The sequence below is a fragment of the Bacillus sp. PS95 genome, assembly GCF_037963565.1.
GTDB lineage: Bacteria > Bacillota > Bacilli > Bacillales > Bacillaceae > Bacillus > Bacillus subtilis.
Genome location: NZ_CP150160.1, coordinates 3518131 through 3540435 on the forward strand (window position 1 = coordinate 3518131; position 22305 = coordinate 3540435).

Annotated in this window: 22 protein-coding genes; 3 read left to right on the forward strand and 19 right to left on the reverse strand. The window is 43.3% G+C overall.

The window, feature by feature from the left end; all coding sequences use genetic code 11:
- Nucleotides 1–60: 60 nt before the first annotated feature.
- Entirely contained in the window at nucleotides 61–1011 is a 951-nt protein-coding gene (locus tag NSQ12_RS18360; protein WP_032726916.1) for a LacI family DNA-binding transcriptional regulator, read from the reverse strand.
- A gap of 205 nt (nucleotides 1012–1216) precedes the next feature.
- Nucleotides 1217–1792 carry a TIGR00730 family Rossman fold protein gene (locus NSQ12_RS18365; protein ID WP_003228180.1) on the reverse strand — a complete coding sequence of 192 codons (576 nt, stop codon included), beginning with the start codon at nucleotides 1790–1792 and terminating at the stop codon, nucleotides 1217–1219.
- A gap of 116 nt (nucleotides 1793–1908) precedes the next feature.
- Between NSQ12_RS18365 and NSQ12_RS18370 the strand changes: the two genes are divergently transcribed.
- Entirely contained in the window at nucleotides 1909–2229 is a 321-nt protein-coding gene (locus NSQ12_RS18370) for a MazG-like family protein (RefSeq protein ID WP_003242570.1), read from the forward strand.
- 26 nt (nucleotides 2230–2255) lie between these two features.
- On the opposite strand, the gene NSQ12_RS18375 is transcribed toward NSQ12_RS18370, so the two are convergent.
- Together NSQ12_RS18375 and NSQ12_RS18380 are read right to left on the reverse strand one after the other, a co-directional pair.
- Nucleotides 2256–3848 carry a SulP family inorganic anion transporter gene (locus NSQ12_RS18375; protein ID WP_003228175.1) on the reverse strand — a complete coding sequence of 531 codons (1593 nt, stop codon included), beginning with the start codon at nucleotides 3846–3848 and terminating at the stop codon, nucleotides 2256–2258.
- Nucleotides 3849–3866: 18 nt separating this feature from the next.
- On the reverse strand, nucleotides 3867–4460 hold the full coding sequence (locus NSQ12_RS18380; protein ID WP_339175317.1) for a carbonic anhydrase: 594 nt from the start codon (nucleotides 4458–4460) through the stop codon (nucleotides 3867–3869).
- A gap of 383 nt (nucleotides 4461–4843) precedes the next feature.
- On the opposite strand from NSQ12_RS18380, the gene NSQ12_RS18385 reads away from it, so the two are divergent.
- Nucleotides 4844–5821, forward strand: coding sequence for a D-glycerate dehydrogenase (locus NSQ12_RS18385; RefSeq protein WP_339175319.1), 978 nt, complete (start codon nucleotides 4844–4846; stop codon nucleotides 5819–5821).
- Between the two features lie 36 nt (nucleotides 5822–5857).
- Here NSQ12_RS18385 and psdB read toward each other — a convergent pair whose 3' ends face one another.
- The 4 genes from psdB to psdR all read right to left on the reverse strand — a co-directional run bounded on the left by psdB (nucleotide 5858) and on the right by psdR (nucleotide 10412).
- Entirely contained in the window at nucleotides 5858–7798 is a 1941-nt protein-coding gene (psdB, locus tag NSQ12_RS18390) for a lantibiotic ABC transporter permease PsdB (protein ID WP_015251152.1), read from the reverse strand.
- On the reverse strand, nucleotides 7773–8552 hold the full coding sequence (psdA, locus tag NSQ12_RS18395) for a lantibiotic ABC transporter ATP-binding protein PsdA (protein ID WP_003228167.1): 780 nt from the start codon (nucleotides 8550–8552) through the stop codon (nucleotides 7773–7775). Before psdA ends, psdB begins: the two co-directional genes overlap by 26 nt.
- Before the next feature lie 82 nt (nucleotides 8553–8634).
- Nucleotides 8635–9705 (reverse strand): two-component sensor histidine kinase PsdS, encoded by a 1071-nt coding sequence (gene psdS / locus NSQ12_RS18400; protein WP_217024092.1) that lies wholly within the window; start codon nucleotides 9703–9705, stop codon nucleotides 8635–8637.
- On the reverse strand, nucleotides 9699–10412 hold the full coding sequence (psdR, locus tag NSQ12_RS18405) for a two-component system response regulator PsdR (protein WP_106073366.1): 714 nt from the start codon (nucleotides 10410–10412) through the stop codon (nucleotides 9699–9701). The genes psdS and psdR overlap by 7 nt, the downstream gene beginning before the upstream one ends.
- Before the next feature lie 146 nt (nucleotides 10413–10558).
- Between psdR and NSQ12_RS18410 the strand changes: the two genes are divergently transcribed.
- Nucleotides 10559–10768, forward strand: a complete 210-nt coding sequence (locus NSQ12_RS18410) for a lipoprotein (RefSeq protein WP_003243327.1) — start codon at nucleotides 10559–10561, stop codon at nucleotides 10766–10768.
- Between the two features lie 35 nt (nucleotides 10769–10803).
- On the opposite strand, the gene NSQ12_RS18415 is transcribed toward NSQ12_RS18410, so the two are convergent.
- The 11 genes from NSQ12_RS18415 to NSQ12_RS18465 all read right to left on the reverse strand — a co-directional run bounded on the left by NSQ12_RS18415 (nucleotide 10804) and on the right by NSQ12_RS18465 (nucleotide 22303).
- The gene (locus NSQ12_RS18415; RefSeq protein ID WP_217024090.1) at nucleotides 10804–11568 is read right to left on the reverse strand and encodes an arylamine N-acetyltransferase; all 765 of its coding nucleotides are present in this window, start codon (nucleotides 11566–11568) and stop codon (nucleotides 10804–10806) included.
- Nucleotides 11569–11826 carry an HPr family phosphocarrier protein gene (locus NSQ12_RS18420; RefSeq protein WP_003219835.1) on the reverse strand — a complete coding sequence of 86 codons (258 nt, stop codon included), beginning with the start codon at nucleotides 11824–11826 and terminating at the stop codon, nucleotides 11569–11571.
- A 23-nt stretch (nucleotides 11827–11849) separates the two neighbouring features.
- A complete protein-coding gene (gene whiA, locus NSQ12_RS18425) occupies nucleotides 11850–12800 on the reverse strand; it encodes a DNA-binding protein WhiA (protein ID WP_003228147.1) in 951 nt (316 codons plus the stop codon).
- 22 nt (nucleotides 12801–12822) lie between these two features.
- On the reverse strand, nucleotides 12823–13776 hold the full coding sequence (mgfK, locus tag NSQ12_RS18430) for a gluconeogenesis morphogenetic factor (RefSeq protein ID WP_003244450.1): 954 nt from the start codon (nucleotides 13774–13776) through the stop codon (nucleotides 12823–12825).
- Between the two features lies 1 nt (nucleotide 13777).
- Complete coding sequence (rapZ, locus tag NSQ12_RS18435; RefSeq protein ID WP_003243903.1) at nucleotides 13778–14665, reverse strand: RNase adapter RapZ; 888 nt, start codon at nucleotides 14663–14665, stop codon at nucleotides 13778–13780.
- Nucleotides 14666–14689: 24 nt separating this feature from the next.
- A complete protein-coding gene (locus tag NSQ12_RS18440; protein ID WP_339175321.1) occupies nucleotides 14690–15166 on the reverse strand; it encodes an 8-oxo-dGTP diphosphatase in 477 nt (158 codons plus the stop codon).
- Between the two features lie 318 nt (nucleotides 15167–15484).
- Nucleotides 15485–16435, reverse strand: a complete 951-nt coding sequence (trxB, locus tag NSQ12_RS18445; protein WP_003243021.1) for a thioredoxin-disulfide reductase — start codon at nucleotides 16433–16435, stop codon at nucleotides 15485–15487.
- A gap of 204 nt (nucleotides 16436–16639) precedes the next feature.
- Entirely contained in the window at nucleotides 16640–18049 is a 1410-nt protein-coding gene (gene cwlO / locus NSQ12_RS18450; protein ID WP_014481004.1) for a peptidoglycan DL-endopeptidase CwlO, read from the reverse strand.
- A gap of 380 nt (nucleotides 18050–18429) precedes the next feature.
- Nucleotides 18430–19884 carry a tetratricopeptide repeat protein gene (locus NSQ12_RS18455; RefSeq protein ID WP_076457540.1) on the reverse strand — a complete coding sequence of 485 codons (1455 nt, stop codon included), beginning with the start codon at nucleotides 19882–19884 and terminating at the stop codon, nucleotides 18430–18432.
- A gap of 125 nt (nucleotides 19885–20009) precedes the next feature.
- The gene (gene bmrA, locus NSQ12_RS18460; RefSeq protein WP_038429712.1) at nucleotides 20010–21779 is read right to left on the reverse strand and encodes a multidrug resistance ABC transporter ATP-binding protein/permease BmrA; all 1770 of its coding nucleotides are present in this window, start codon (nucleotides 21777–21779) and stop codon (nucleotides 20010–20012) included.
- A 164-nt stretch (nucleotides 21780–21943) separates the two neighbouring features.
- Entirely contained in the window at nucleotides 21944–22303 is a 360-nt protein-coding gene (locus tag NSQ12_RS18465) for a hypothetical protein (protein WP_003228131.1), read from the reverse strand.
- Nucleotides 22304–22305 lie beyond the last annotated feature (2 nt).

Here is a 22305-nt window from a genome sequence, read left to right on the forward strand (position 1 = left end):
TCATGATGAAATTGTGGGAACAATCCTTTTCACCCTGTTACCGATAACAGAATACGGCGCTTACAGCGTTGATTCTCGTACAATTAACTCTGGTTCAAAAAATAGACTTCCTTGTGCAGCACCGTCTTCATTCATTTTTTTCAGCAACATTTTCGCACAGGCTTCCCCCATTTCAACAACAGGCTGTCTGACCGTAGTCAAGCGCGGCGAGGAGATGCGATCAAGAAACACACCGTCATTCCCGGTAACCGCAACGTCTTCTGGAATTCGCTTTCCAAGGGATTGCGCCGCACGAATGACGCCGAGCGCGATTCGATCAGATGCGCAGACAAATGCGGCCTGATTGTCCATGGATTTCAGCAGTTCTCTTGCAAGGTCTTCACTTTTCTTAGAACTGTTGTCGATCCGAAACATATTCGATTTTTTAAAGCTTTTATTCATCGCCCGTATATACCCCTGTTCTCTTGCACGTTCGAAAGGCTCATCTAAATCAATGCCAAAAAAGACAACTTCCCGCTCCCCCAGCCCCATAACATGGCGGGTTGCCATAAAAGTGCCTTTCTCGTTATTCACATCGATAAAGTCATAGCCCATTTCATTTTGTCCAAATACGACGAGCGGCTTCTCAAACGCTTTTATTACACCTTCAAAATCGTTCTTTCTCAAGCCGGTGGCAATAATGCCGTCACATTGGCCAATATTAAGAGAATTTCTTGTCACAAGCTGGAGAGCATAGTGATTGCGATCCAGCTCCCTGCTGATTCCTGTCAGCAGGTTCATGTAATATGGTTCTGTCGTATCCATTTCCTCAAGTATCAATAGTTTCACAACCTGTGTTCTGTTTTGCACGAGCGCTCTCGCCGCATAATTAGGGATGTAATTCAGCTCTTTCATCGCAGAATGAACAAGCTTTTTCAATTCATCTGTCACCGTCTCAGGGTGATTGATCACTCGTGATACCGTCATTTTCGAAACATTTGCTTTTTTCGCCACATCTGACAATGTTGCCATTTTCATCCCCTCCTTATCTGTGCTTATTATCCAAACTAGTGATAAAGTCCTCTATTACTGTTAAATATACGATGCAGGCAAAAGAGAAATAAAAAAGAGATTTCCCTTAAGGAAACCTCACTTTGTTAAAAACACTCGATTTTTCATGGATTCATACGCTAGGTGGCAGACTCATTCTCTCCACTTCCATGAGAAAGTCTCTTTTTTAAATTTCTGTCCACTTTTTTTCTAAAATCGGATAAGAATAATTTTGCATTTGCTCAATTAACTCATCCGGCCGTGACGAGCTGTGAATCAGTTTTAGGTGTGATTCGTTAGAAAACCCTTCTTGAATGCTGTATTTCACCATTTTCATCATTGGTTCAAAATATCCGTTTACATTGTACAGTCCGATTGGCTTTTGGTGGATGCCGATCTGTGCCCAGCACAGCACTTCAAATAATTCTTCATATGTACCGAAGCCGCCCGGCATCGAGATAAAGCCGTCCGCCAGCTCGCTCATTTTAGCCTTTCGTTCATGCATCCCGTTTACTTCAATCAGCTCAGTCAGGTTTTGATGGACAACCTCCCCGCTGAATAAACCGCTCGGCATGACCCCGATTGCAGTTCCGCCGTTTTCCATAATCGCGTCAGCAATCGTGCCCATCAAGCCGACGCGGGAGCCTCCATAGACAAGGCCGATTCCCTGCTCAGCCATATACACGCCAAGCTCTGCCGCTTTTCTTTTATACGCTTCATTTCCCCCAGGGTTTGATCCCGCAAATACACAAATGGTTTTCATTTTGTCATCTCCGCATCTATATATCGTGTTAAACATTCAAAAACACACTATATATTGTCCCATCTTCATGTGATAATATCAATATGAAATACATAAAGAATGCAGGAGTGATGAGGTTGCAGCTGGCTGATGCAGAAAAATGGATGAAAGAGTTTTACGAAAAAAGAGGCTGGACAGAATACGGACCTTTTATTCGCGTCGGCTTTTTAATGGAGGAAGCCGGAGAACTGGCCCGGGCTGTCAGGGCGTATGAAATCGGCAGAGACCGGCCGGATGAGAAAGAATCGTCACGCGCTGAGCAAAAACAAGAATTGATTGAAGAAATGGGAGATGTCATCGGAAATATCGCCATTCTTGCTGATATGTATGGTGTCTCTTTAGAAGACGTCATGAAGGCCCACCAAGAAAAACTGACAAAACGATTTGAGCATGCATAAAAAAGCGGCCGCGATGGCCGCTTTTTTTAACCTGTGATTTCATCATGGTGATCAAAGAAATGCTGCTTTCCTATTTTGTGAAAAAGGCCTGTTTTATGCAGCAGCTCCTTTGGCTGCGATTGCAATCCTACAATCATCAGCTTTCCATTGTGGCGTTTAATTCGATTCATAATGTTCCCAAGCACCGCTTCAGCTGACGTATCCATATAGTGCACCTTATTCATGAGCAGAATAAGGGTTTTCGGTTTTTTCTGTACATGCTCCAGCAATGACGATTCAAGGGAATCAATTGATCCGAAAAACAGCGGCCCTTCTATGGCATACATGCTGACAGATGGATCTTCTCTCTTCGCCAGAACAGGATGCGATTCCTGATTGTGGATGCGGGTCGCTTCGCTCATTCTTCTGATAAAGAACACGAATGCAAGCAGCAATCCGGTTGCCACACCGATGATTAAGTCAAACAGAACCGTAAGGGCGAAGGTAGCCGCCAAAATAAAGGAATCAGCATTTTTCAGTCTCAGCATGTTTGCGACTTCCTTGCGCTCACTCATATTCCATGCGACCACCATGAGAATCGGTGCCATACTGGCGAGCGGCACATGGGACGCATAAGGCGCAAATACAAGCAGGACAAGGAGAACGACTACGCCGTGAACGACGCCGGAAACTGGGGAAACCGCTCCGTTTTTTATATTGGTCGCCGTTCTCGCAATCGCTCCTGTAGCCGGGATTCCGCCAAACAGGGGCGCTGCCATATTCGCAATCCCCTGGCCGACAAGCTCCTTGTTGCTGTCATGCTTTGAGCCCTTCATGTTATCAGCGACCATTGCGGACAAAATCGACTCAAGTCCTCCAAGAAGCGCGATGACAAGCGCAGCCGGAAACAGCATAACCATTTTATCCAAAGTAAGCTCAGGAAACTGAAATTCAGGCAAATGGCGGGGGATTTCTCCATAAGTTGACCCGATCGTTGCCATGCGGTCAGGGAAAAAGACAACCGCGACCACTGTGGAAATAAGAAGCGCCAACAAAGCGCCCGGCACTTTAGGCATCACCTTGGCGGATACAAGCAAAATGACGAGCCCGATCACAGCTGTCAAAATGGCATACACGTTAAAGGTGCCGAGCTGCTGCACAATTTCAAACATGTTGTGATGAAAGTTCTCATGTTTTTCAACATTTCTCAATCCGAGAAAATTAGCGATTTGTTCCGTAAAGATCAGCACGGCAATTCCGGCTGTAAAACCAACGATAACGGGTTTGGGCACGAATTTCATTATTTTCCCGAGCTTAAACAGCCCAAAAAGTACCAGCATCACTCCTGCCATAAACCCCGCAATCAGCAGATTTTCCAAGCCGTACTGCATGATAATGCCGAATAAAATCGGGACAAAGGCGCCCGTCGGACCGCCAATCTGATATTTTGATCCTCCAAACAAAGAAATACAAATCCCTGCTATAACAACAGTGTATAGCCCATATTCAGGCTCGACTCCCGAGGCAATGGCAAACGCCATTCCTAAAGGAATTGCCACGACACCTACTACGATACCTGCAATCAAGTCTTTCTGAAATTTCTGTAAATTGTATCCCTTGAATCTCCCTGAGAATCGCATATTTTATTATAACCTCCCTTATGAGTGATTGTTTATAAGCTCAGTTTCATAACCGTTAATGACCACTTCAAGTTTTCCTGTTTCAGGATGAATGACAAGTCCGTGAACCGGCACTTTTTTCGGAAGCAGCGGATGATTCTTAATCATGTTCACACTGTGGGAAACGCTTTCTTCCACGCTGTGAAAACCAGTCAGCCACGTTTTCAAATCGAGTCCGGCACTCGTCAGCAAATTCAGGCAGCTATCCTCCACCCCGCGTTCCTTTGCTTTCTCAAGAATCGAGGACGCATTCAGCCCTGACATTCCGCATTCATGATGGCCGACAATGCATACCTCTTCAGCCTGCAATTCATAAATCGCGACCAGTATGCTTCGCATCACGCTTCCAAATGGGTGAGAAACGATGGCTCCCGCGTTTTTTACAATTTTAGCATCACCGTTTTTAAGCCCCATTGCTTGCGGAAGAAGTTCTGTAAGCCTTGTATCCATACAGGTGACAATGACGAGCTTTTTCGAAGGAAACTTTGTCGTTTTGTACGGTTCATACTTCTTCTCACTGACAAACCGCTGATTGTGTTCCAAAATTGATGTTAAAGAAACCATTTGATTCATCTCCCATCCATATGATTTTGCAAGCCTTCTTACCCAGCTTACAGTAAGGAATTATAGCATAGGAATAAGCCAAGAAAAGGTTTTCAAAAAAAGACACTATAATTGGACTGTAGAATCAAAACATAAACATTTATATCTTTCAAAGATAATAAAATTTATATTTAATGCATCCTATAATCCGGCTGCTGCTCGCATATTGATGATTTGTCTGACAAAAAATATGGGTGAATTCTGATAATTAAAAAACTTTTTTAAGCAGATTTAGCTGTTCGATCTCCATTTTAAGTTCAAAAGAACCAGAAAATAAAAAGAACGCAGCTATATTTTTAACATCTATTTATTTCCGATATAATGAAATAGACAACAGCCATAAAGGGGGAGCCTTGTTGAAACCATTTGTATTTATCACAAAACCGATTCCTGAAGAGATTGAAGCATTCATCGGTGAACATTGCCGTTATGAAGTATGGCAGGAGGATACGCTTCCGAGTGACGTGCTATTTGAAAAATTAAAAGATGCGGAAGGGCTTTTAACGTCAGGGACGTCCGGCCCGTCAATCAATCGTGAGTTGCTGGAACACGCGACTAAGCTCAAAGTGGTCAGCAACCAATCAGTAGGCTACGATAACTTCGATATAGAAGCAATGAAAGAAAGAGGAGTCATCGGCACTCATACACCTTATACACTGGATGACACAGTTGCAGATCTGGCTTTTTCACTGATTCTGTCTTCCGCCAGACGTGTTGCCGAACTGGACCGTTTTGTCAGAGCAGGAAAATGGGGGACCGTGGAAGAGGAAGCGCTTTTCGGAATTGATGTTCATCATCAAACGTTAGGCATTATCGGCATGGGCAGAATTGGAGAACAAGCAGCGAGACGCGCCAAATTTGGTTTTGATATGGAAGTGCTTTATCATAACCGACATCGCAAACAAGAAACAGAAGACAGCATCGGCGTTAAGTATGCAGAGCTTGATACATTGCTGGAGCAATCTGATTTTATTCTTCTCATTACGCCGCTGACTGACGAAACCTATCACATGATAGGAGAACGCGAATTTAAGTTGATGAAGGATTCAGCAATTTTCGTCAATATTTCCCGGGGAAAGACAGTTGATGAAAAAGCACTGATTCGCGCTCTTCAGGAAGGCTGGATCAGGGGAGCCGGCTTAGATGTATACGAAAAAGAGCCTGTCACCCAAGATAATCCGCTCCTGCAGCTGGATAATGTCACGCTGCTTCCTCATATCGGTTCAGCAACAGCTAAAGTGCGCTTCAACATGTGCAAACAGGCCGCCGAAAATATGATTGCAGCCATTCAAGGACAAACACCGAAAAATCTCACAAGAGAATTTCAATAAATCAAAAATCCGGTCTGATAACAGACCGGATTTCTATTACATACGCTGAAGAACAGCACGCTTATAAATATGACGGGTAACGATATAATAAAGAGCCTGGAATACAAAATAAATGAAGATGACAATTACGGCCTCAAGAAATAAATTGGAATTCAGCATATTACTTAACGCTGCATACGCAAAGCCCGCGTGAATCGTACCTGCGATAAATGGGATGAAGAATAAAAATCCTATTTGCTTTCCAAGGATCGAGTGAATCTCTTTGTCCGTAACCCCTATCCTTTTTAAGGCTAACACCTGCACTCTCGTATCTTCTATTTCCGTAAACATCCGCAAATACAGCATGCTTCCTTGCACGATAAAAAACAGCACGCTGACAAACAGACCAATAAACAGCATTAATGCAACTCCCTGCTTTACAATTTGATAACTAGGAGCACGTGTTTGAAAATCAGATGTATGTTCTTTCGGCACCATGTTTTCAAGCTTTTCAGAGACATCCACCGTCTCCTGCCAATGCTCAAGCTCATAACCTACCATTCTCATCTGCTCCTTCAGCGGCACATCCTGTGACAGACTGTCAAAGCTCTTTTCGCTGACAACCAATAAACGGCTGACTCCATCGACAGACATCAATATCCCTTTGTTTTGCTGCTTTTTCATGACGTAGGAAAGGGTTTTTCCTGACTTCATATGAAATGCTGCTGTTTCCCCTTCTCCAAATGTGTCTTTCACCATCATTTGAAAAGAAACATTAATAAATGCTTCATTTTCTTGTAAATGAATAACTGGGAACCCTTTTTCCTTTGCGACTTGATTATAGACTTTTTCTGAAATCAGCAAAGCTTCCGCTTCTATCTTCTTATTTCCATACGGCAAGTCTGATTGAAAAGTGACAGGAATCCCTGTGGCATCCACCTTATACTTGATAACAGCATGAGCTTTTTTCAATGTATTCTCAGCTGTCTCAGGCTTCATGACCTGAAAGCGGGAAGCATCCTTTTCCACCCAGGAAACAGACTGAGGAATGCTTTGCTCCTCCTGCCTTTGTAAATCGGAATAAAACATATAGATGACACCTGTAGCTGTTAATATGACCGCTGTAATGACAGAGGTTAAAAACAGCATGCGTGCATGATCCTTCAGCCTGAATATCATGTTGGAACGCACAATGATATTTGTGCCTTTGTAGAAGCTGTGTTTCTTTCGGTACAGCATGCGGAAAAATGCCACACTGCTTTGGGTAAAAAAGAAATACGTGCCAATTAACACTAAAATCAAAATTGGAAAAACCCGAAACATCATGTCAATTGCATTGGCTGTTGCAGATAGATAATAACCGCTGCCAAGACATAGCAAAGACAATACAGTGAGCCATTTCGAATAAACTGGCAAACTTTTCGGCTTTTTGGCTGATTTAATCAGTTCAATGATTTCCAGCTTCCGAATCCGTCCCAGTGATAAAATGAGCAGCGTCTGAAACAGGATGAGAAAGCCGGCAATTGTCATCACAAACGCTTTCGGCACAATGGCAAACGAAATCGGCACCTTCACGCTGAGCATCCATGTCATGATCATAAAAAACAGTTTTGAAAATAACAGGCCTGCTCCAATGCCGGCCGCAATCGCCGCAAGAGAAATAAGTGACTGCTCATAATAAATCATCTTGCGAAGCTGCTGCTTTGATGTGCCAAACAGTGTCAGCAGCCCAAACTCTTTCTTTCTTGCCTGCAAAAACGCTGAATTGGAATATGTGATGAAAAATATACAAAACACAATGATGACGACAAGAGCTGCGCTCAAGCATGTTTTGACAAGGCTTCCTCCATATATATTGTCTTCATTGACATCAGGATGAAAAATAAATGATGTGAAGACAAAAAACACCGAAACGGCAAACACACAGCTTAAAAAGTAGGCCACATACCGTTGCAGATTCCCAAGAATGTTTTTACGGGCGATAGTTCTCAAATTCATGAAAATCGCCTCCCAACACACTCAAGGTATCCAATATACTTTGATAAAACACCTGCCTGTTTGTTCCTCTGTGAATCTCTGAAAAGAAACGTCCGTCTTTAATAAAAACAATTCGTTTACAGAAACTTGCTGCTGTGGCATCATGCGTAACCAACAGAATCGTCGCTTCCTTTTCCTCATTCAACTGAGCCAGTGTGTTCATCACTTGCTTTGCCGATTTTGAGTCGAGGTTTCCTGTCGGTTCATCGGCAAGGATGAGCGCCGGATTGTGAATAATCGCTCTGGCACAGGCTGCCCGCTGCTGCTGTCCGCCTGAAACCTCATATGTGCGATGATCGAGAATGTGCTTGATTTGCAGCGTATCCGCCAGTTCATCCAATCGGGCTTCCATTTCTCTCAGCTTTACCTTATCCAATGCGAGCGGCAAGAGAATATTTTCACGAATCGTCAGCGTATCAAGCAGATTAAAATCCTGAAAGACGAAGCCGAGTTCTCTTCTGCGAAACAAAGCCAGCTCTTGGTCCTTTAACGTTTTCGGCTGAATGCCGTTGATCATCATCTCGCCCTGGGTCGGCTTATCAATGGTAGCCAGCAAATTCAAAAGCGTGGTTTTTCCGCTTCCCGACGGCCCCATAATCCCGACAAATTCCCCTTTTGACACACTAAGATCAAAGGCGCTGAGCGCTTGGTATGATATTGTTCCTTTATTTGAATAGTACGTTTTCGATAGGTTCGTTGTTTGCAACACGTTCATGTTCTGCTCCTCCTTTTTCTTTATTATAAAAAGGAAGTCAGCATCCTCCCATCGAACTTTCTTGCAATTCCGCTCCCCAACCTTACAATGCTGTCACATTCACGAGGGTGTCACTTGAAAACACGATGGTCATCACAGTGCCAGCCCCTTCTTTTGATTCCGCATACAGCTTATGGCCGAGACGGCTGCACACCTGTTTTGCTAAATAAAGGCCCATTCCAGTTGCCTCTTTCATGGTTCGTCCGTTTTCTCCGGTAAAAAACGCGTCAAAAATCCGCGGCAGATCCTGTGGCGGTATGCCGATTCCTTCGTCGGCAACCGACAATCGCGTCTCATGTCCCTGTGTTTCAATCCGGATTGTAATAGGGTCTCCCACACCTTGCTTTGAATATTTTAAGGCGTTGAAAAGGATTTGCTCGACAACAAAGGAAAGCCACTTTTGATCACTGGAAATCTGAACGGCATTTGACGGCACATGTAATGTTGGAAAAAGGCGCCGTTTAATAAACTGACGTTTTTCCTGATTGATCAGTGAACGAACCATTTCTGCCAAATCAAAGGTTTGCGGCTTTACATCAAATGCAAATTCCTCCAGCCGAGCCGTTTGCAGCATCATATCAAGACCGTAACGAAATCTCTCATTCTCATCCTCCAGCTCCTCTAAGAACGTCGGAAAAGAGGATGAGGTTCCGTTTTTTCCTTCCTGAATCATTAAGGATATGACGGATACCGGTGTTTTCATATGGTGGACCCATTGGTTGGTGAAGGTGTAATGCTGTTTTTGCTGATTGATATATTGTGAGAGCCTGCTTTCGTATTGCTGCCCGAGTGCGTTGATCATCTTCGTCCAAAGCACTTGCTCTCCTGTTCTTGGCTTTCTGGCTTTCAAAGACTGTCCGATGTCATTCGAAGAAGAGGCTTGTTCTGCAAGCTTTTTAACATATGTGAGAAAGGAAATTTGCCGAACATAATCAACAGCAAAACCTGCGGCTAAAAGAGTACCAGGCAAAATCCATATGTACATCATATTTTCTTTGGAAGGTTCTGCGCCGCACTCTACAATGCTTAAATACGCAATCAGCATGGCGGACCCTATCCCTAATAATGAAAATAGAATAATGGCTAAGCGGTCAATGAGATACGTCTTTAACACTCCGCTTCATCCTTCCGATTGACTTGAAATTGATAGCCTTGTCCTCTGATTGTGGAAATGCAATCTGTCAGTCCTGCATTCTCCAGTTTTCTCCGCAGCCGGTTGACATTGACCGTTAACGTATTGTCATCGACAAAATCAACGTCATCCCATAACGCCTCCAATAGTTCATCACGAGAGACAATTTTTTTATGCTCCCTCACAAAAATAGAGAGAAGCTGGAATTCTTTTTGGGAAAACAGAATACGGACGCTGTTCCATTCGGCCTCATTCTGATCAGGATAAATCGTCAGCCCGCCAAGCTCCACTATTCTAGATTCCTGCGCCAAAGAGGGCGAATATTCACCATATGTGCGGCGCAGGACGCTTTTGATTTTGGCCATCACTACCTCTAGATGGAACGGCTTTGTGATATAATCATCGCCGCCATTTTCAATCGCCATTACCTGATTCAGCTCATCGGTCCGTGCCGATATAAAGATAATCGGCGCATTGGAAATGGTACGGATTTGCCTGCACCAATAAAACCCGTCAAAAAAAGGAAGGTTGATATCAAGCAGCACAAGATCAGGCTTCATTTCTGCAAATTCCAATTTTATATCATTCAGCTGTTCAGCAATTTTCACTTCATATCCGTATTTTTGAAGATGACCGCCCAGCAAAGAAGCAATCCGCTCATCATCTTCCACAAGCAAAATCCGATACACGTTGATCCCCCTTATATGTACATCACGATGATTTTTCTAGAAGATTCCAAAATTATTATAGCATGTGCGGAATAGTAAATCGGTCTTTTTCTTTTTGTTATGATAGAATGATAAAGGTAAAATTTTCATAATAGGCAGGTGTCGTGATGAAGAAAATCATGCTGTTTCTGGCAATGACGTCAATTCTTTCAGCATGTCAGCCCAACTATACCGGGAAATACATAGAAATTGGGGATACACTAACTGACTATACCAAAGAGTGTTTTAAAGAGAATGAAATTCCTTATAAATACGAAAAGGGAAAACTGTATATCCCAGAAGATGCATTTGATACAGCGATCTACACTTGTTCATAAGAAAAAGCTTGCAGATAACCTGCAAGCTTTTCACGTTACAAAAAATGAGTATTTAATTTCTCTTCAAATCCTGAAGGGCCGATGTCGCTTTTTTGAATGTCACCGCCGTTTTCATGAATCGTAAAATGGCGCTCTGACATGACCATCCTTCCGCTCGGCGTCAGCTTTGAGGCAAGCGGGGATTTGTTAAAAGGAGATTTTTCATGAGAGTGAATGATGTCCTTCATGTTATCTAAATCACCGAGATCACTCTCTTCAAGAGTAAAGGCGTACCCGATTTGCCAGCCTTCTCCCTTGTCCATCAGCAGAACATGGCTGCCCTTTTCTGTCTCTTCTCTTTTGATTCGGAATGACCCGACTGGTGACTGTACCGTTTCTCCGGAAAGCGGTATCGGCTGGAGCGCCAGGTTGATGCCGAAGCCGATATCAACGAGGTAATCGCCGTTTTCCGCAGACAGCCATACAGCAGCATGCGTCCCTTCTAGTGCCCATCCCTCTTGATTGCCTGCATAAACCGTTCCTCGAATGAGCTTCACGTGAAACCCGGCCTCACGCAAGACAAAATAAAGGAAACCATTTAGATCGTAGCATAGGCCGCCGTGCTGATCTTTGAGCAGACGTCGCCATAGCTCTTCTTTTGTGATCTTATAATTCTCTTTTGCAAGTACGGCACGGTTTTCGAATGGAAAACGGTATGCCATTGCTTTGAGAAAAAGGGGAAGATCGCCGAAGCTGACATGATCTTTCTCCCAGCCAATTTTCTGAAAGCAGTCTTTTAGAAAGTCACTCATTTTTATCACCTAAACTTCTTCTTGAACGTAAGCAGCCAGCTTCTCCAGCGCCTCTTGTTCATCTTCTCCCTGGGCAATCAAGGTAACCTCAGTGCCTGTGCTTACCGCAAGGCTCATCAGCCCCATGATGCTTTTGGCGTTTACTTTTTTCCCATCCTTCTCAAGAAACACATCTGACGTAAACCGGTTTGCTTCTTGTACAAACAAAGCAGCAGGACGTGCTTGCAGTCCTGTCTTTAATCGAACTTCCACTTTCTGTTGAACCATAAGATCTCCCCTTTTCTTTACGGTTATTTTAAAGTGACGGTTTGCCCTGTCCGCAGCTGTTCTGCGATTTCGTCAAGTTTTCTCAGCCTGTGATTGATCCCTGATTTGCTGATTTTCCCGCTTGCTACCATTTCCCCCAGCTCTTTCAGCGTCACTTCCTGATAATCAATCCGAAGCTGCGCAATTTCCCGAAGTTTTTCAGGCAGCGCCTCCAGGCCGATTCTTTCATCGATGTATTTAATATTTTCCACCTGTCTCAGCGATGCGCCGATTGTTTTGTTTAAGTTGGCTGTTTCACAATTGACGAGGCGGTTGACCGAATTTCTCATGTCCCGGACGATTCTGACATCCTCAAATCGCAGAAGCGAATTGTGAGCGCCAATTACGTTCAGAAACTCTGTAATCTTCTCAGCCTCTTTTAAATAGGTAATGTAGCCTTTTTTCCGTTCAAGCGTTTTGCTGTTTAACTGAAACTCATTTAACAGGTCGCATAATGAATCGTTATGCTCCTTATAAAGAGAGAAGATTTCTAAATGATACGAGGAGGTTTCCGGGTTATTGACCGAACCTCCTGCCAAAAATGCTCCTCTCATATAAGAACGCTTGCAGCATCTCTTTTTGACCAGCTCTTTCGAAATACTTCGTTCAAACACAAAATTCTCCCCGAGTATTTTTAAATCCTCTAAGATCGTTTTTGCATTTTCTGAAAAACGCACAATATAGACGTTATTCTTTTTCAGCCGCATTTTCTTTCTGACCAGCAGCTCGACCGACACATCATATTGTTTTTTCAGCAATGTATAGATGCGGCGGGCAATCGCCGCGTTTTCAGTTTGAACATCGAGTACGAGATGGCGGTTTGTAAATGATAAAGCTCCATTCATCCGAATGAGTGCAGACAGCTCGGCATTAATGCAGCAGTCCTTCACTTCCAGATTCGTTAATTCTTTTTTTGTTTCTGATGCAAATGACATATAGCCACCTCATTTCAAGGCTTCATTCTTTCAGTAAATCAACAAGAAGAGAGGCCACTTTATGTGTATCGTGACGTATTACGTCATTTTTATACGTTACAATTTGATCTCTGATGACTTCAAGCCCCATCGCTTTCAGCTCTTCGATATCAAAATCAACAGGACGCGCCGATTCCATTTCGTACTTACGTTTTATTTCGTCGGGAATGTCTTCACTGTTCACTAATATCGTATCAATAAAACCACAGCCCATATGCTGATTGAGCGCTTTCACATGATCAGCAGCGGTGTAATGGAGCGTTTCGCCGGGCTGAGTCATCACGTTGCAAATGTATACTTTTTTCGCCGGCGCCTTTATCACTTCTTCCCCGATTTTTGGGACGAGCAAATTGGGAAGAATGCTGGTATAGAGGCTTCCCGGGCCGATAATAATCAAATCCGCTTCCCTGATTACGTCTATTGTTTCCGGCAGCGGATCAATCTGTTCAGGCGTGAGAAAAACACGCTTAATGCGCTGTCCGTATTCTGGGATCGTTGACTCGCCTGAGACCACGCGGCCATCTTCCATCTCAGCATGCAAAACGACACTGGCATTGGCAGCCGGCAAAACCTTTCCTCTGACATTCAGCACCTTGCTCATTTCTGTGACAGCGTGAAAAAAATCACCGGTTATATTTGTCATCGCTGCCAAAATCAAATTCCCGAGAGAATGGCCTGTTAAGTCATTCCCTTTATTGAAGCGGTGCTGAAAAAGATCTTCAACAAGCGGCTCCACATCGGATAAAGCGGCAAGCACATTTCTGATGTCTCCGGGAGGTGGAATTTTCAGTTCATTCCGCAGACGGCCAGAGCTTCCGCCATCATCGGCAACTGTTACAATGGCCGTGATGTCAACAGGTTTATGCTTTAGGCCCCGAAGCAATACAGAAAGACCTGTACCGCCGCCAAAGATTGCAATTTTCGGCTTTTGTCCCATCTTATTTCCGGCTTCTCTTTTCAATGTCCCGGTGAGTAACATGAGTATAGTAATCCTTTTTGAAATAATCAGCTAAATTCTCGGCTAATGTCACAGAGCGGTGCTGGCCCCCTGTGCAGCCGATCGCAATGACAACCTGGCTTTTTCCTTCTCTTTTATAAGATGGAAGCATAAAGCTCAGCAGATCAATTAATTTCTCATTGAACTTTTGTGTTTCATTCCACTTCATGACGTAAGAGGAAACTTCTTTATCCTTGCCAGTCAGCGGCCGCATGCTTTCGATATAGTACGGATTCGGCAAAAATCTGACATCAAAGACGAGATCTGCATCAATTGGAATACCGTATTTAAAACCAAATGACATGACATTTACGGTAAATGTCTCTCCTTGGTTTGTCGCAAAGTGCTTCACGATTTTTTCACGCAAATCACGCGGCTTCATGTCAGACGTATCATAAATGATCTGAGAGCGGCCTTTTAATTCCTCAAGCAGCTCTCGTTCCAGCGCAATGCCTTCAAGCGGCAGGCCAGTCGCTGCCAAAGGATGCGAGCGTCTCGTTTCTTTATATCTTGTGACGAGAATGGAATCCTTCGCGTCCAGGAATAAAATTCGCGGTGTGATCCACGGATTTTCGGCCATTTCATCCAGCGCTTCAATCAGCCGGTCAAAAAATTCGCGGCCGCGCAAATCCATCACAAGCGCAACTTTGCTCATTTTAGAATTTGATTCCTTCATCAGCTCTAAAAACTTCGGAAGCAATGAAGGCGGAAGATTATCGACGCAGAAATAGCCGAGATCTTCAAAGCTTTGGATCGCGACAGTTTTCCCCGCTCCCGACATTCCGGTTATAATGACAAGCTGAATATCATGTGATTCACTAACACTCATCTTTCTCCCCCCTGACTTGTCTTTCTATTTGATGTGCTGCGGGTCTAAACGATAACTGAGCAGCTCAAATTCCGGTGTATACGTAAATGTGCCGTGCAGCAGCCCTTGTCCCTTCATCATAAAATCAAGGATATGGCCGTCTCCAGGGGCCATAGGCAGGCTCTGAATGTCATTGACATCGTGCCACTGCAGTTTGCCTTCCTCTGATTCTGATACATTTTGTCCTGTGTATGAATCAGCGACAAACGTAAACATCATCCACTCGGAGACAATGTGGTCACCGTCTTTAATAATAAAGGTAAAAACGCCTTTTAATTGAGGATTTATGATATAGATACCAGTCTCTTCTCTGTACTCTCTGATGACGGAGTCTCTGACTGATTCTCCGCTCTCCATCTTGCCTCCCGGCGCGACCCACCATCCGCGTCTCGGCTTTTGAAGCAGAAGAACTTTGTCATCCGTCTGAAGCACACAATTTGTCACTCTTTGCAAGTACGTCACCTAACCTTCGTCCTGTCATCGTCTCTTTATTATACCGCTTCAAGATGCCTCCCACAATGAAGAGACATTGACAATCTTTTCTTCTATTTTACAGCATATTCATTCCTTAATTCAGATGATTTTGCTGTAACTGGCATTCATCTTTTATTTATGGACAAAAAAAGGACACGGATAACTGGAGAATCCGTGCCAAAAAAGTGTATTCATTATAAAAAGGGGGTCAATTACTTTATTAATCATAACCGAAAAGCATTACACATGTGTTACAGCGGAATTAAAACCCAGTAACGTAATGTGAAACTCGTATGACAGCCCTTTTTATTTTAAGGTTTTCAGCGTTTCTTGAAGCTCTTCGACATAATGCTGTACGCTTTGTGCCGCAATGCTTCCGTCTCCTGTAGCGGTTACGATTTGGCGCAGTGATTTTTCGCGAATGTCTCCGGCAGCGAAAATTCCTTCAACCTTTGTCTCCATGCGGTCGTTTGTTTCGATGTAGCCTTCTTCATTCGTAATGCCCAGATTCTCAAACGGTTTAGACAGAGGAAGCATGCCAATGTAAATGAATACGCCGTCTGTTTTGAATTCACTTTCTTCACCGGTTACCGTATCGACAAGCGTTACGTTACCGACTTTGCCGTTTTCCTCATGAATTTCCTTCACGGTTTTGTTCCATAGGAAGTCAACTTTTTCATTATCAAATGCTCTCGCTTGAAGAATACTTTGAGCACGGAGTTTATCACGTCTGTGAACAATCGTTACTTTTGAAGCGAAACGAGTCAGATATACGCCTTCTTCAACCGCGGAATCTCCGCCGCCAACAACGACAAGTTCTTTGCCTTTAAAGAAAGCGCCGTCACATACTGCACAATAAGATACACCGCGTCCGCCCAATTCTTTTTCGCCAGGCACGCCGATTTTTTTATATTCCGCACCTGCAGCAATGATGACAGCACGTGCTTTATATTCCTTTGAACCAGCTTTGACTACTTTGTACTCTTTGCCGTCAATGACCTCTTTAATATCGCCATAAGCGTATTCAGCGCCGAATTTTTTCGCGTGTTCAAACATTTTGTTAGAAAGCTCAGGCCCAAGGATACTTTCGAATCCAGGATAGTTTTCTACATCTTCCGTATTGGCCATTTGTCCGCCAGGAATTCCTCTTTCAATCATTAATGTTGATAAATTCGCTCTTGATGTGTATACAGCGGCCGTCATCCCAGCAGGACCCGCGCCGATTATAATCACGTCATAAATTTTTTCTTCTGACACACTATTCACTCCTTAAACCATCTTTTCAAGTTTGGGCTCCTTCTTATAAGATAAGAATCCCCATCAAACGTATTCCTTACCCATATCCTATAAAATCTCATGGTGATACGCTATTTTTTTGCTCAACAGGATTAAATGTATTCGAAAAGGGTATATGTTAATAAAGAAAGAGCCTTCTGTTTTAGAAGGCCCTTGTCATATTTATTATTGAACAACACGTCTTACAACGCCTTTAAATGCTTTTTTCCAGTAAGGATTGCTCATAGAGTCAACAGATACGCCATGAGATGTATTGTCGTTTAGGAAAGTACCGTTTCCTAAGTAGATTCCTACGTGTCCATTTGTTTTGTAAGTGTCAAAGAACACAAGGTCTCCGCGTTTCATTTCAGATGCGCTGACAGCTTGTCCTCTGCCAACTAACGTATCAGTAGTTGTTCCGCCTACAGGTCCAAGGTTAACACCTGCAGAAGCGTATGCCCAGCGTACGAATGATGAGCAGTCAAAAATACGGTTGTTGATATCAGATTGGCTGCGTCCGCCGCCAAACTTGTACGGAGATTGTCCTACAATGCTTGAACCAACGCTGATCGCGCCTTCAATTCCGCCAGAGTTGCTGATAACAGTGCCGCCTGAATTGCTGTTTGAGCCGCTGCTCTTCTTAGAAGATGAGCCGTTTGACGAGCTGTTTGATGAACCGTTAGAAGAATTGTCTGAAGAATCATCAGATGAGCTTGCTTTTGCTGATTCAGTTGTAGCCGTTTGACTGTCATCTGTTTGTGTTTCATCAGATGCTTTTTGTGCTTCTTCCTGCTTTTTGATCAAAGCAGCCGCTGCTTCTTGTTCTTTTTTGATGCGTGCTTGTTCAGCTTCAGTATTTGCTTTTTGATTTGCAAGTTCAGACGCCTCTGATTTTAATTCAGAAATCGCTTTAGCCGTTTTCTTTTGGCTTGCTTTTGCTTCGTCGAAAAGCTTGTCTTTTTCATTAAGCTGTTTATCAAGGTCTTTTTGCATTGTTTCTAATTTAGCCAATGCAGCTTGAACTTCTTTCAGCTTGTCATTCAAATCCGCTTCAGAATCTTCGAGCTTCGCTTTATCCTGCTCTTGCTGTTTGATTAAATCTTTGTCTGCGTCCACAATAGATGAAACCGCAGTCGCACGAGAGATAAAGTCACCAAAGCTTGTTGATCCTAAAAGAACATCTATGTATCCTTGAGATCCGCCGCTTTCCTGTAAAGAACGAACGCGTTTTTTCAGGATTTCATTGCGTTTTTCGATGCGTGCTTCAGTTTCTTTAATCTCTTTTTTCAGTTTTTTGATTTCTTCTTTTGTTTTATCATTTTCTTCTTTTTTATCTTCGATCTTGTTGCTTGTATCAAGCGCCTTAGCGTTAATGTCTTTCAGTTCTTTTTCAATCTTTGATTGATTTTCCTGAAGCTCAGTTAATTCTTTTTCCTTCGCTTCAATGCTGGAAGCAACCTCAGATTGCTTGCTTTCAATTTTTTGTTTCTTTTCATCTAATGTTTCCGCCGATGCAGTTTTACTTGTAAATGGGATCAAAAAACTGCTTGTCCCGATGACGGAAGCCAAACCAAGTGTAATTAAACTCTTTCTCACTTTTTATATCCTCCCTTTTACTGTGAACCTGTCCTCATTTGGAATCGTATTTTGAACATCAAGTTTCGTTCCTCATACTCTACGAGGAATGATGGTTGTTTATGGTTAATTATTCTGTGCATCTCTTATTCTGGTTGTATAGCGTTTATTTCACATCATATGTAAAAAACACTAATTCCTTATGTACGAGAATCATTATACCATCAAGTTTCGACAAATTAGCGATAAATTTTATTACATTTATGTTTCAAACAGATGTCAAGTCACACATCATTTGTCATTTTTCTTAAGCGTGTAAAAAAACTGTCGATATTATTTTCTCAATATAATCTATCAAACAAAAAAAGAGCCGATTAAATAAATCGACTCTTTAAAATTTACTATTCTAGAATATCATCAATATATTTCATATATTTCGTCAAAGTTGCCGGAGAGATGCCGAATCGGGCCGCTGTGTCTTTTTTCGTGTCTTGCTTGCCATGGGCTTCTTTCCAAATATAACAGATGGCTGCTGCCCAGCCTTTCTCATTCTTCAACGGAGCAGCTGCACGAATTTGCTGGATGACATGGAAAACCCAGCAGCTCATGACTTCTGTTTTCATCTCTTCTTTTTCAGCTTGCTCTAATAATTTGACCGTTTGATAAGCGAAAAGTGCATCCTCTGAAACGTCAGCAGCAGCAGAATCTCCATTCAGAAGCAGCTTTACAAAATGAGTTTCAAAAGGAGCGGTGATTCTCTTTGAGCGTATCACCGCTTCAAGATGCTCTGTTTCTCCCTTTGTGCTGCTGATATAATAGGCTGCGAGACGCTGCTCCACAGATGAAGGAAGAGCTTCCCTCCGCTCAATCCAAGGCGCCGGGCGGTCTTCGCCGGGATATTGCGACTCGACTTTTCTCCAGATCGTCTCGGCAAAGTCGGTATGTCCCGTAAAATAAGCAGAGCAGGAAAGCCAGTAAAAGAAGGTGTCGTCACCTTCAAAGCCGGTTTTATATAATGATTTGAGCCATTTATATCCGATCTCGTAGCGGCCGACAAGCGCCAATGTAGCACCCAATTTATAACGCTGCTCCAATAGCATCGGATAGACATTGGAGAGCTGATCACTCAATTCCGCCACTTTTTCGTCTTCTCTTTCATAATAGTAGAAAACGAGAAGATTGCATAAGGCGTGAAGATTTCCTTCATTATGAGAAAGCACTTCATAAGCGGTTTGCTTCGCTTTTACAACGTTTCCTGAATAGAAATAGGCAAGCGCGAGATTGTTGTATGCTGACCAAAGCTCCGGATATTCAGCTGTGATTTCCTCAAGCGCCGCAACTGCTTCAGCAAGCTGGCCGCTTTCCAGCAATGACTTTGCCCGATCCTGTTTCACCAGCAGTTCATCCTGGTCATACAACGAATCCTCAATGCCGTCGTCTCCTAAATCGAGCAAATCAAGCAGACTATCGTTTTCTTCGGCGAATTCACCATCCGGGTCCGCATCAGAATAAGCGGCCGCTTCTTTATAAGCTTCCTGGAAGAGCCCCAGATGGGCAAAGTTATTCGCTTTAAAGTAATGGCACTCCGGCATTTCGGCCTCCAGATTTGCCATGATATAGTCAAGAAGATCGTTCGACTCTTGATACTGGCCCATTTCCGAATAAATGACCGCAAGCTGTGAAAGCATCTCTGAATCCTCCGGCTCCAAATGAACCGCGCGCTGAATCAGTTTGCTTGCCCGTTTTAGATTGCGCTCTTTATACGCTTTCAAGCCTTTATGAAAAAAATATTGTCCATCTTGAAGCAGCTGGACAATTTGTGCGTGATTTTTATGTTCAGAAGTGTGTTTTCCCACAACTATCCTCCGTTTTATACAATATTACCGTCAGTAGTATACCATAAATCGTAAGCCCCTCAATAGTTCAAAAGGAAGGATTGGGAAAATCCCTCCTCTTTTTTATTGGCTGATTCGACCAGAATTTACCCAGCTTTGTTTTCTAAGTCCGCATTCATTTTCAGCTGCTGTTCAGCAAAATCCCTATAAAGACCATGGGAAGCCATTAACTCATGGTGTGTTCCACGACCGGTAATTTCCCCTTTTTCAACAAACAAAAGCTGGTCCGCATCTACAACGGTAGATAGGCGGTGAGCGATAACAATCGTTGTGCGGCCCTCCATCAGCACCTCCAGCGCCTGCTGAACTGATTTTTCAGATTGGCTGTCGAGACTTGAGGTAGCTTCATCGAGCATAAGAATGCTTGGGTTACGGAGAAGCGCTCTCGCAATCGCGATTCTTTGCCTTTGTCCGCCTGACAGCATAATGCCGCGTTCGCCTACTTCTGTATCAAACTGATTCGGCAGCTCCTTTATAAAATTGAGCGCATATGCCATCTCCGCGGCTTTTTCGATCTCAGCATCCGTCACATCTCGTTCTAACCCGTAGCAAATATTTTCTCTGATTGTCCCGGACATTAACGGGCTTTCCTGCGATACATACCCGATGTGCTCCCGCCACGATTCAAGCGAATAAGTATCAATCGGCTCGTCCCCCAGCCGAATGGACCCTGCAGTCGGAGAATAAAAACGTTCAAGCAGCTTAAACAGCGTCGTTTTCCCCCCGCCGCTCGGACCGACAATCGCTGTGACTTTACCTGCTTCAATGACAGCGCTGACCTCTTTTAAGATCAGCTGATCAGGCTTATATCCAAAAGACACGCAATCCAGCTGGATAGGGAGATGCGCATTTTCAATTTGTTTTCCTGTCACTGTATCTTCCTCTTCCTCTGCTAAAATCTCAATCATTCGTTCTGTTGCACCGATTGATTTTTGCAGCTGTGTGAAAAACGTTGTAATCTGGCCCATCGGCATAATAATTTGAAACAAATATAAAATAAAAGCCACGAGCGCTCCGGCTGTGAGCTCGCCTGAAGATACCTGCATGCCGCCATATCCGATGACTGCGACAAGGGCTGCCATTAACACGAGTGAGATAAGCGGGCCGACAAGTGATTGAACCTTAGCTTCTCGAACGCCAAGCTTAAATAATGAGGAAATCCCTGTTTTCCCGCGGCCGTATTCGACATCCTCCGCATTTGAAGCTTTGACAAGTCTGATTTCCGGGAGAATTTGATTAAGCAGGCCTGTAAAACGGGCTGTTTCATCTTGTGTTTCCCGTGAAATGGAGAACATTTTCCGTCCAATCGGCACCAAAATAAGAGCGGCCAGCGGAACGACCACTAACACAAGCAGTGTCAGCTTCCAGTTCATAATAAACAAGATTGTCAATGATCCAATGACAGAAATGATGCCTGTAATAAATCCGCTGATATGGGTTGTAATCAATTCTTTGACAACCATCGTATCGTTCGTTACACGGCTGACTGTTTCTCCGGAAGCATTTGTATCGAAATAAGAGACAGGCAGCTTAATTAATTTCTTCCATAATAAATCCCGCAGCCCGGAAATGATTTTTTGTCCATTATAGTTAAGCGCATAGGTGGCATAAGCGCTTAAACCCGCCTGAACGAAAAACACCAGCGCGATCAAACCGATTTGCGTGCCTGACAGATTTGACATAGAAAAACCATCGACAAGCTGCTTCGTTAATAATGGAATGAGCAGGCTGACCAGCGTGGTTACTACACTGAGGGCAAGCGCAAAGGCGAGCTTTCCATAAGAAGGATTGGTCCGTCTTACTAAGGCAAAAAAGGGTTTCAATTTACTTTTAGATTTTTGTTTCTTGGTTGGCATATATTTTCCTCCTGTTTCAGCGTTCAGAAAGGTGAAAAGTCATAGCAAAAGGATGATTTTTACTCTTTCTCAATCATATCAATGGAGAAAGACTTTTTCAGTATATTTTTGCCGTGATCAAAATAAAAATCTCCCACTCATTGTTTGAATAGGAGATTTTTGTGTTAGACATCTTTCACTGGCTTCTTTTTTCTGTAAGTCAATGTTACATCCTGCTGTCGCAGGTCTTCTATTATCATTTTGTACCGATCAACTTTTGCGGTATGTTCTTCTTTTATCATCTGAAGGGCAGCTTTTCGTTTTTCGCTATTAGACTCAAGCTCTTTTTTTATTTTTTTTACAATCAACCCTTTTTGCCCTTTGATTTCCTCTTTTAATGAAGACTCAAATTTCTTTGTCAGGCTGAGAAAGTCGTTGATCGGTTGATTGAGGGTGCCCGCTTTCCCCTTCATTTCATCTTGGGTAAGAAACATATAGGTCGTTGATACAATTTCTGTTTCACTTTCTGAAAATAAGGAAGTCACTC